Source organism: Halorubrum distributum JCM 10118, from assembly GCF_000337335.1.
Taxonomy (GTDB): domain Archaea; phylum Halobacteriota; class Halobacteria; order Halobacteriales; family Haloferacaceae; genus Halorubrum; species Halorubrum distributum.
This window is the reverse complement of the sequence record NZ_AOJN01000006.1, coordinates 1-10524: the sequence shown is the minus strand read 5'-3', so window position 1 is coordinate 10524 and position 10524 is coordinate 1. Positions and strand designations below refer to the sequence as shown.

The window sequence follows — 10524 nt, the reverse complement described above, 5'->3', positions numbered from 1 at the left end:
CTTATTTTCACCTTCTCAGAACACCCCCAATTTGACCCGGTACGTCTGTGATATACCGGGTAATACCCCCTCTGGGTGGGGGTGTTCAGGCCCAAGGGCCAAGAGTAAGATGCCTGATACAGCAGGCAACCGGGATCACCCCAGCAGTCCCCTGAAGGGGACATGAAGAGACAGGGTCTCAGACAGAAGCATCACCAGCTGGTTGACCACCGAGATCGAGACTGACTTCAGAAGGCAGTCGGCCAGCAAGACGGGGCCACCACTACACGGCGGTCGGCACTGCCACCGCCTCATCGACACTGTGTGACTCACGAATCCTCTCAGAATCTCGAAATAGCCTCAGCACACTTCCCCACGGGACAGGTGGACCCCGGACGCAACACGACTCGTCGTCTCGACGACCGCGATCGTCTCGGTAGACTTCCCATCTCCTGACGGTCGATGACCACCACCGGGACAGTCCCCTTGGGGACCAGTCGACTGCCGTCGACACGCCGTCCGATCCACAGACGAGAGACTCCCTCAACACACCGGCTGTCGACCAGTCTCTCACCGCCGAGTCACGGCTCTGTTCACTGTTTCAGGAACCTGATGAGTCAGCCGATGACGAGTCGACCGCAGACGCCGACCGGCTGTCACCATCGCCACGATCACACGCCGTGTGGAACGGCTTCGACCCGACGGGATTCTCACCTCCGACGTCGGTGACCGACTTCGCTGATCCCCTCGTCCCGGTGGGCTTGTCGATGCGACTCGACTCGTCGATCTCGACTCGCGGCGTCTCCCGACCGAGGTCACAACGTGGTCACCAGTCGGCATCGACACCGCCTCTTCTTGAGACCACAGACGCGGCGACCAGTCGCCGCTTCACCATCGGTGGCCATCGGCCCGGATCCGACGATCAGGATCCACAGCGAGGCAGACCCCTCAGTATTCTGATGCTGCCGTGATCGGCCGTCACCAGCGGCGGATCGCCACCACCACAGACACGGCAGGTGACCGCTTCGAGCTTGACAGCCGACGGGGACCGAACGGTGTCGGGTCCACCCCACCAACAGTGGTCGCGACCGACACGCCTCGAGGACAGCTGGCCGTCGTACTGCTGGGTGGGTTGCCCCCACCTCGACGACTCCCTCTTGGCGGGAGTCATCGCCAGTATCCCCACCGGGAATCTTTCAGCGATCTGGTATACAGAATGGCGTCCACGAGCCACCCACCTTCGGTGGGGCCTCGTTCCGTCTCAACACGGTGAGACGACACCGTCTGAATCCGGACGGAGTGGCGGCAGGCCCCAACCCAGTGATAGCATTATTTCGGTCGGGCCAGCGGTGAGGTTTCCCAAGATGAATACGCTTCTCGCACTCGTCGTTTTCACCGCGTCGTTCGGCACCGCAATCGCCCTGCTCATCGGCATCGTCTTCGCTGCTCTGTTGTCGATGAATGCCCGGAGTGGATCGGAGGGTTGCGACTTCTGTTCGAGTGAGTCGGCCACCCGTCTCGGGGGTGGTGACGTGGCGTGTAGTGACTGCAAACGCCGGGTGCTTTGACCGGCTTCTCAGCGGGGGTCGAGACCCCCTCTCCACGCCCTGTTCACTGGTGGGTTTGTTGCGGCAGGTGACGGAACCGCAACCAGCCTGTAGTAGAGACGGGAAGCGATCCGTTTTGTTCGGGGTCGATCTCGAGGGGTTACCAGTGGGGGAAACTCTCTGTGACTCCCCACTCGTGGTGCCCCCAATGGGACGGCTGGTTGTGACGTTAGCAGCACCTACTAACCCACCGTTCAGCACGGTGGCGAAGACACCGGCTACGGCCGAGTCTTGTCGGGGCTTCAGCTGGTGACATTATCTCCCCCAGCCGGAGACGAGGGTTTCCCCCGAGGGGGTGACCCGACCGACAACCATGACGACGAACACCGACTCCGACGACAGCCGTACCGCGTGTTGTGACAATCCTGCGATCGCCAAGGTCCCGACCAGCCGGTTCAACGTCCCCGGCTCGTCGGGCAGGCAGACGTCCATAGAGTGTGCCAACTGCGGCACCATCCACGACTAACGTTCTCCCAGCCTGTTGCCTCTTTTTTTGCGCTACTCACCACTACCACAACTCGCCCGTAGTACAGATCACAACAAAACACCGAGATACTCGAATCCCCGGCTGACACTCTCCTGCGACCAGCAAGAAACATTATCGCCTTCATCCGGAGACGAGGGTTTCCCCCGAGGGGGTGACCCGACCAACCGACTATGAGTGAAACGCTTCGCGGTTCGACGCCTCAGTCCGAGTTTGACCTGACGACTACCCTTGACGACGAGATCGAGTGTGCCTGTGAGGGTTGTCACGACGATGTTGACGACCAGCTGAAACTCCTGCTCGGGTGTGACGCCCGTGGGATGGTCGCTGACTACGGGACGGTCGGCTTCTGTTCGCTTGAGTGTGCCCGCCAGTTCGTCTCGGCGGGCCCGTACCAGTCGCTCGAGGAAGACCTGATCGTCTACACCCAGCAGCCGGTCGTCGCGACCGTCGTCCACAACGGCGAGGTCATCGAGGCCACGCTCGGCTTCGACGTCAAGGAGGCGATCGAGGCGGCTGCCGAACTCGTCGGCGACCTCGTCGACGACCCCGGCCTCTCTCCTGACGACTTCTCGATCGAGCCCGAAGAACTTTAGCCAGCCGGTCTTCATTTTTTTCTGCGCTACCCGAGCGACGCGACACTCCAGCCAGCTCGGTGGGCTCGACCACGCGGACAGCGACTCCGTGGTGTTCCGCTTGCGACCTCGCTCGGTCGACGCGGACGCATCACGCGAGTCGCTTCGCTCCACACGCGTTGCGCCCACGGACCAGTCGACAGCGGCGAGGTCGCTTCCGCACCCCCACTGACGGGCTGACAGTCGCGGGGCAACATTATCGCCCTCGTCCGGAGACGAGGGTTTGCCCCAGAGGGGGTGGCCTGACTGACCGACTATGACCGAAACGCTTCACGGTTCGACGCCACAGTCCGCGTTCACCTTGCGCTGATCGAGAGCGTTGAGGCTCCGTACAGCGTGGAGGGGTGGCTCGTCGCTCACGCCGATGAGTTCCGCTCGTTCACTTACGGCTTCCAGCCCCGCATGGAGTGAGGCCAGCCGGCGGATGCTATCCGGGCGCTCGATCAAAATACTCTGGAGGAGCTCGAACCGGTATATTTCCATCGGCGTGGACATGTCTGCCAGAAGTACGAGTATGGGAGTGTGACGCCTACTGTTGGTCCTCAAACCAATATACTTATTTTATTGGTCTATGTACCAATGAATGAGGATGGCCTCACTGACCGACGACGACCTCGATGGCGTGAGCGAGGGGCGAAAGTACCCCGACGGGGCTGTAGTCCGCGTGTTCTGTATGCGGACAGATCGCGATGCGTACCCGTCTGGGTGGGCCTACAAGCTTCATTACGGCGCAACGGAGCCGGACCCGCCCCGCACGCTTGATGATGGGACGATTCGTCGGTACGACAACTCGCACGAGGACACCAAAGGGCACGAACTACACGTCGCACCAGACCCTCACCCAGATAGCATCACGTTTCCCGGAATGGTCGAACTCTGGAAACGGTTCTGGAGCGAAATCCCGAAGTCCGAGCTCGAGGTCAAGTGAGGCCATCTCACCACGGTGATACCCATGAACGACACCACGCCGCCGCTGCACCCGATGGAGCGTGAACAGCTTCGGGCCGAATCAACTCTCGTCGTAACCGTGAACTCGTCCAGTGAGTTCCACGGCGACATCACCGACGGGATCGAGGCGCTCAAACGAGGCGACGCGGTGGATTTCACACCGACGCTCTCGTTCACCAGTTACGACGATCTTATGGAGACGCTGACGCCGCGTGTCCTCGATCTCATCGAAGCTATCCGCAGGGAAGAGCCAGCCAGCATCAACGAAACCGCACGGGTCGTTGACCGGGACGTGAAGAACGTCCACGAGGAACTCAGCCGCCTCGCCCAGTTGGGTATCATCTTCTTTGAGGAAAACGGTCAGAGTAAGCGCCCGGTCGTCTGGTTCGACGAACTCTTGATCAACCTCCCGTTCGATCCAGAGGCTGGCGACACGACGGCTGCCACGCCTTGACATCCTCTCTGCACTGAAGCGCGAGTCTTTCTCCGTGGTGCGGGGCCTACCTTTCACCGAGGCCTTCCAAATGGTGCCCCTGTCATGAGGTACCCACAGTCGAACACCACGACCAAAATGCCCCGACAGATCGGTCCACTTCCGCTCCGGGGCGAGAGACTTATATCCACCCTGTCGTACCCCATATCCTGATCTCGCTGATGTCGACAACGGACCTCCACACGACTGACGACGATGTTGCCTCGCAGATCTCGATTTACTGTGGCGAGGAAGAACGGCTTCTCAATCGTGCTGACCGCACAGCGACGCCGACAGAACTCGTGTTGGCGCCGACCGAACTCCACCAACGAAACCTCCAACGGCGACTGCGAGAGCGTACACAGCCACAGAATGCGTTTGAATTCGTCGATCCGAAAACCGTTGCGGAAGTACTGCTTGGAGCCGCAGACCCGGCCCCGACGAGCCTCGATCGCGTCGATCGCTTAGCGCTCCTCCAGTCGCTTCCGACGACGACACCGGATCAGCCATCGGGACTCCGTCCCCTGCTTTCTGCCCGTCGAGACGTCGGTCCCCAACAACTTGAGCAGATCCGTTCAGAGGTCGAATCAATGACGAACTTCCATCCGGATCGGATTGCGGCGCTGCGCGATGTCACCGACGAGTTTGCAGGCCCCATCGCGGACGAGGCGACCACACTGGTTGATGGTGGCCTCGCCGTCGAGACGTGGCTGCGCGACCAGACTGACAAAGCGGTCTCGAAGACGGCGCTCCTCAGACGGGCGACGCGTCGCCTCATCGGCGGCGACGAGGTGTGGACCGATTGCTATCCCGATATCGAGCGGATCTCGCTCGTCGGTGTGAGCAGCATCCCGGCACCAGAAGTTGACTTCCTACATGGTCTCTGTACAGCAACGACGGCAGATATCGAACTCCACCTCCGCCCCGGAACCAGCGAGTACCTCACAGCGCGACTTCCGGACCTCTTGTCCATTGATTATCCCGGGCGAGAGGTGAATCTGTGACCCACGCCCACCGCACGGCACTCACTGGCGAGTTGCCAGCACCGTCATGTCCTGTTGTCGAATTGCCCGCACCGACGCGTCGCGAGGAAGCGCGTGCTGTGATGGCGACGATCAGCGAAGTTCGCGATCGTGGCGTGGACGTCCGCGATATCGTCGTCGTGGCTCGCGATCTTGATCCGTATGAACAGCCGCTGACCCGGGCAGCCATCCAGTATGGGGTGACGCCAGTGTTTTGGACACAGTTGCGCGTAACCCGCACCGAACCATACGCGCTGATCGCGGCGCTTTGTACGCTCTTTGGCGCCGGCGATGTCGGTGCTGCAACGCTGTTGGAACCATTAGCGCAGCGGTGGGCACCACTCACGGATACAGCCAGCTGGCCACTCGAACAGTCGACGATCCAGGCCGCTCTTGAGGCCCTTCCCCCCGGGCATCGATCGATCGCCGAGTGGGCCGAGACGATACAGACACACACCACGGACGAGCGACTCACAACCTACTGTGACTGGCTACTGTCGCATGCCGAGCGCGAGCCAACGCCAGAGACAGTTGGAACGGTTCTGGGGGCGTCGATCGATGCGTATCGCGAGACGAGCGTGCCCGCCCGCAAGCAGGCTGACTCACCGGCGCTCATGGCGACGGAGACGGCCGCGCGAGCAACGGTCAGAGTCACCCGGCTCGTCGAGCAGGTCACGCATAAATACGACGAGTGGCTTGCTGACCGGACTGTCTCCCGATCGTGGGGGGCTGTACAGGAACTGTGTGAACTGCTGGCGACACAACGCCCGGGCCGCCGTGAACACTCGAACGCCTGGGCCATCGACATTATGGAGGCAAACGACGTGTGGGGGCTGTCTGTCCCATTCGTTATCGCGGTCGGCGCGACGGCAGCCGAGTGGCCGGCCCAGACTGACAGCGTCGTTCCCACAGAGCTCCAGGAAGCCGTTCTCGCTGCGGCTGGTGAGACAGATACCGTTGCGCCGCGAACCGCGTGGGGAAACGGCCGTGATCGCGATCACTTCGCCGATGCGATGCGTGCCGCCGAGCGCGGCGTGATCGTGACGCGGTACACACAGACCGCCGACGGTGGTGTTGTGTACCCCTCGCCGTTTCTTGCGTCACTCGAGATGGAGACTGTCTCCGAGCAGGCCCGCACCCAACTGGTGAGCACGACACCGCAGCTTCCTGAGCCGATTGCCGCGCTCCTCTCTGCGAGTACAGATACCGTTCCAGCACCCACCAAGACACCTCATGAGTAACGACGACGACCCACGGATACTCCGGAACGCACAAGCAACGATCAGAGACAGATTCGTCGATGCCGAGTCGGGACTGTTTACCATGAACTGTGTCGCCGGTGCTGGCAAATCACTGACGATGCAGCGAATCGCGGCCGAAACCATCATTCGGCGGTACGCTAGTGGCGACCAGACTCCCGCCCAGAGCGTGGCCGTCATGTCGTTTACCACCGATGAGGCGGCCGCGATCGGACCCGGTGTCTGTGAACACATTCGGGAGATTGTGAATCATGAGTTGATCCCCGAGGCAGCGTCACTTACCGAGTCAGATGTCGCGTATCTCGTGACACGGGTCCGGCACGCACCGTTCATCGGTACTGTCGACAGCGTGTTGCGTGATGTCTTCGGGAAGCTGGCCACCGACCTGGGGTTCGAGGAGACGCCATCGATCGGGAATAAGGCGTTGCTGGAAACGGTTCACAACGCGTGTTATGACGCTGTCGCTGCCGATCCGGCCCACGAAGACGCGATAGCCGAACTGGAAGCAGCATACCCGGATGGCCGCTGGGCAGCCACCCCTGCGGAGATGCTCGCTAACGCCGTCAAGTACTGTCGCGATCAGCGACTCACCACGACCGCCTTCGAACGCAAACTCCGTACCACACAGGAGGCAGTGTATCCTGACGGACGAACCAGCAGTCGTGCGGATATCGTGGCGACGATCGCAGACATCGTCGACGCCGACGCCGCAGCTGACACCGACGCGGCTCTCTCACCAGCGGAGTGGGACGACCTTGTGGCTGCTGACCAGCGTCTCTATGACGCATGGGACACGACGCTGACAGCGTTTGGTGACGTGCTTGAAGCCTACCGCGAGCAGTACCGAGCCCTGATCCGCGAGTATGGCGTGGTCTCTCACACCGATGTCGCCTTCTTCATCACCAGTGTGTTCAAGGGTGACTGGCCAGTCGATGGCGATGGGCCACCCACCGACCAGCACACAGCCCTTCGTCAGCGGTACCACGCGCGGCTCGATAGCGTGATCATCGATGAAGCACAGGATGTCTCCACTATCCAACACGCAGCGCTGTCACAGCTTGTCACTCCCTCGATGCGCGTCCTCGCGTGTGGCGATACGCTCCAAAGCATCTACCGCTGGCGACATGCCGATCCGTCGCTGTTCACGAGCGCCTGTCGCGAGGGCCAGTATCTCGGTATCGACTGGGACACCCATGCGACGGTGACAGCCGCAACAACCTATCGTGGAACCCCGGACATCGCCGCCGGCATCAACACCATCATGCGGCCCGTCTTTGACGATCCAACTCGCGGGGGGCTCAATGATTTTGCGGCGACTTACCCCGGCCTCGACGCATCTCGGGATCCAACCGCCGACCCGAGCATCCACGTCACCGCGTTCACCGGTGGGGCAGCGCCCGACAAGACACGGTGGGTCAACCCCGACGGCCGCGCTGGCGAGGCGAACATCCTTGCGACGTACATCGCACAGGGCCTCGCTGATGGGACATTGACTGATGAGACCGGGTCGCCACAGTCGATAACCGTCGTCTTCAGAAAGCGAACGCGGATGGACGCGTACAAAGACGCGTTCAAGGCCGAAGGACTGACCGTCCAAAACGCGAGTTCGAGACTCTTTGCGTGTTCCGTGGTCAAGGCGGTCCTCGCCGTCTGTGACTGGCTCACTGCGCCGACCGATCGGGCCCAGACACGTGCGTTGTTGACTGACTCGCCGTTCGATTTCACAGCAGCCCACGACTGCTTCGAGCGGGCTGGGTACGACCTTGATGTCATCTGTGCGGCCGACGACCTCGACGCCGAAACCCGAGACATCCTCTGTGGCCTGCGCGATCTTCGCGATCAGCTGGGCCGGTTCCATCGCGTTCCAGCGTCGGTGTATCTGGAAGACATCATCGAGCAACTCGCGCTTCGAGCCGACCCGAGCGACCAGTTCACCGAGCTGCCGGCAGCACAACGAGTAGCCGCGCTCGACACGCTCACGAGCACCGTCGCCGACTGGGAAGCTGACACGCAGTACCCACCAGCTGCCCTCGGTGACCTGCTTGCGCCGTTTCGGGCGGCCCCGAGCGAGGGGCCCGATATCCCGAGTGTGACCACCGATGCCGATGTCGTCTTTAGCACAGTTCATCGGCTCAAAGGCGATCAAGACGACGTGATTGTGCTTGCAACGCCGGGCTTCAAGCTCTGGGACACCGGCCCGTTCTCTCAGCGGTTCATGACGCAGGGTGGCGTTGCGGCGTTGGCCCCGCCGACGAACGTCGAGACAGCACCCGATATCGAACTGCCACCATTCGATGGGGGACTCTACACGCCAAGCGGTGACAGTCGCGATAAACAGGGTGCTGCATCACGCGATGTCGGGTTGCGGTGGGCGACCGAGCACTGGCTCGACGACGCCGCCGGTGGGGGCCCGCACCTGCTTGGTCCTGACCAGCTCCAGTCAGTCGCAGCCAACGAGCGTGCGGAGGCGTGGCGACTCCTGTATGTGGCACTCTCTCGGGCACGTGACCATCTCGTCATCCCGCTTCCGAAGACGTTACCCGGCACGGCACAGCCGCGTGATCGCTGGCTCGATACCCTGTCTGAGACACTCGGGTTTTCGCCTGGACGGACAGCCACGTATGCGATCGACGAACCGTCCAGTGCCGGCGATCTCACGATCGGTGTAAATGACGTCGACGGCAGTGTAACACGCGAGACGTACGACACGCCGCTATCGGTGACGGGTGCCGTCGCGCCTCGACGCGACCAGTTGGAGTCGTGGGTCCCACGCTTTCTCGACCCGAGTACGGCCTATCCGTTGACTGACGACGTCGACGCCACCGTGGGTGCCCACCTCCTTGACGAGCCGATTCACACCGACACTGAGGCGGTGGCCGACGACCTCCCGATCACGTTCGAGACGCTTGGGCCAGAGGCCGTCGGAACCTGTCTCCACGAGGCCTTACTCACCCTCATCGAGATGGACGTGCCGGCCACCGAGATTGACACATGGAGCAAGCCCGTCCAAAGCGCGCTTCAGCACGCGATGGAACAGATAACGCCGCAGTCGATCGAGATGCTGCCAGATACCGAACGTGGTGGCCTCGTCAGCTTCTTCCACGTGTCAGTCGTGTCGGACTTCCTCAAGTCCGACCTGTGGGCCCAGATCCAAGCAGCAGAAGCTGTCTATGTCGACCACGATTTGAGTGGACTCGTGACTGCTGGAGAGGTTGAGGTAGAAGTTCATGGTGAGGCCGATATCCTCATCGATTTGGGTGGAGGCGAGTGGCAGTTGGCCGATCTCAAAATTGCGCTGAATGAGTCACTCGACGCAACGCGACCGCGGTATGAACTCCAGATCGCCGCCTACGAGCACATCCTCCAGCAGGAACTCGGCCCGGCAGCGACAATTCACGCCAGTGTCGAAACGTTCGGGTGTGTCCGAAGGCCAGTGTATGGACAGTTCCCGCCCACGGTTCTTGCGCGCCGTGTTCGCACCCTTGTTGGGTCGGATGAGTCGTTCTCCGGCCCCTAAAACTACTCAAACAGCCGATTCCCACGATTCTATATAACAGTGTTCGCTTTTATATGTTCAGACAGTATTGTGTGTATAGGTACAAACCATACAACAAGGTCAGACAGTATGTTTCAGTGGCCGTCGGAACCAGTGACCTCCTCCTCGCCGTAAACGGCGAGGCTTCCCACGGCACTACACCGCTGGGTTGGGATATTTGCTGGTTCACGGCCTGTCGGCATGACNAGTGACCTCCTCCTCGCCGTAAACGGCGAGGCTTCCCACGGCACTACACCGCTGGGTTGGGATATTTGCTGGTTCACGGCCTGTCGGCATGACAGGCCGATGGCGGGGCCACACCGCCGTTACTCCTATCCCGGCAGGGGACTCGGAGTTATCTTGACCGAGACACCACAGCGGTTCGAGAGTGTGTCTCGAACGTTCTGGGCCTCGGAGTCCCGATATTGTGCATTTGAGTGGGCGGTGTGACCGCCTCGGTGTACGTCATGCTACGATACACTATTAGTTAAATATCCGTATTGTTGCTGAACGTAGGTTGTGGAGGCGTTGTCGGATTCACGCCCGCCGTGAACGGCGGGATTCTCTCCTCGAAGAAAGATAG

Annotated in this window: 7 protein-coding genes; 6 read left to right on the top strand and 1 reads right to left on the bottom strand. The window is 61.2% G+C overall.

What is annotated here, in order from left to right:
* Nucleotides 1-2390: 2390 nt before the first annotated feature.
* Nucleotides 2391-2666, top strand: coding sequence for a hypothetical protein (locus tag C466_RS00530; protein WP_004595498.1), 276 nt, complete (start codon nt 2391-2393; stop codon nt 2664-2666).
* Nucleotides 2667-2975: 309 nt separating this feature from the next.
* Here the strand turns inward: C466_RS00530 and C466_RS00525 are convergent, their stop codons facing one another.
* Nucleotides 2976-3200 carry a hypothetical protein gene (locus C466_RS00525; protein WP_004595499.1) on the bottom strand — a complete coding sequence of 75 codons (225 nt, stop codon included), beginning with the start codon at nt 3198-3200 and terminating at the stop codon, nt 2976-2978.
* 94 nt (nt 3201-3294) lie between these two features.
* On the opposite strand from C466_RS00525, the gene C466_RS00520 reads away from it, so the two are divergent.
* From C466_RS00520 to C466_RS00500, 5 genes are all read left to right on the top strand, one after another.
* Nucleotides 3295-3633 (top strand): toxin-antitoxin system TumE family protein, encoded by a 339-nt coding sequence (locus C466_RS00520; protein ID WP_176454999.1) that lies wholly within the window; start codon nt 3295-3297, stop codon nt 3631-3633.
* Between the two features lie 24 nt (nt 3634-3657).
* Nucleotides 3658-4107 (top strand): HVO_A0114 family putative DNA-binding protein, encoded by a 450-nt coding sequence (locus C466_RS00515; RefSeq protein ID WP_004595501.1) that lies wholly within the window; start codon nt 3658-3660, stop codon nt 4105-4107.
* Between the two features lie 200 nt (nt 4108-4307).
* Nucleotides 4308-5129 carry a hypothetical protein gene (locus C466_RS17240; protein ID WP_239641166.1) on the top strand — a complete coding sequence of 274 codons (822 nt, stop codon included), beginning with the start codon at nt 4308-4310 and terminating at the stop codon, nt 5127-5129.
* A gap of 101 nt (nt 5130-5230) precedes the next feature.
* Nucleotides 5231-6388, top strand: a complete 1158-nt coding sequence (locus C466_RS00505) for a PD-(D/E)XK nuclease family protein (protein ID WP_004599511.1) — start codon at nt 5231-5233, stop codon at nt 6386-6388.
* Nucleotides 6381-9923: a UvrD-helicase domain-containing protein gene (locus tag C466_RS00500; RefSeq protein WP_004595504.1), complete on the top strand. Its 3543-nt coding sequence runs from the start codon at nt 6381-6383 to the stop codon at nt 9921-9923. Before C466_RS00505 ends, C466_RS00500 begins: the two co-directional genes overlap by 8 nt.
* Nucleotides 9924-10524 lie beyond the last annotated feature (601 nt).

Coding starts and splice junctions, on each gene's coding strand:
- C466_RS00530 (WP_004595498.1), top strand. CDS start 2,391: ATGGTCGCTGACTACGGGACGGTCGGCTTCTGTTCGCTTGAGTGTGCC.
- C466_RS00525 (WP_004595499.1), bottom strand. CDS start 3,200: ATGTCCACGCCGATGGAAATATACCGGTTCGAGCTCCTCCAGAGTATT.
- C466_RS00520 (WP_176454999.1), top strand. CDS start 3,295: ATGGCCTCACTGACCGACGACGACCTCGATGGCGTGAGCGAGGGGCGA.
- C466_RS00515 (WP_004595501.1), top strand. CDS start 3,658: ATGAACGACACCACGCCGCCGCTGCACCCGATGGAGCGTGAACAGCTT.
- C466_RS17240 (WP_239641166.1), top strand. CDS start 4,308: ATGTCGACAACGGACCTCCACACGACTGACGACGATGTTGCCTCGCAG.
- C466_RS00505 (WP_004599511.1), top strand. CDS start 5,231: ATGGCGACGATCAGCGAAGTTCGCGATCGTGGCGTGGACGTCCGCGAT.
- C466_RS00500 (WP_004595504.1), top strand. CDS start 6,381: ATGAGTAACGACGACGACCCACGGATACTCCGGAACGCACAAGCAACG.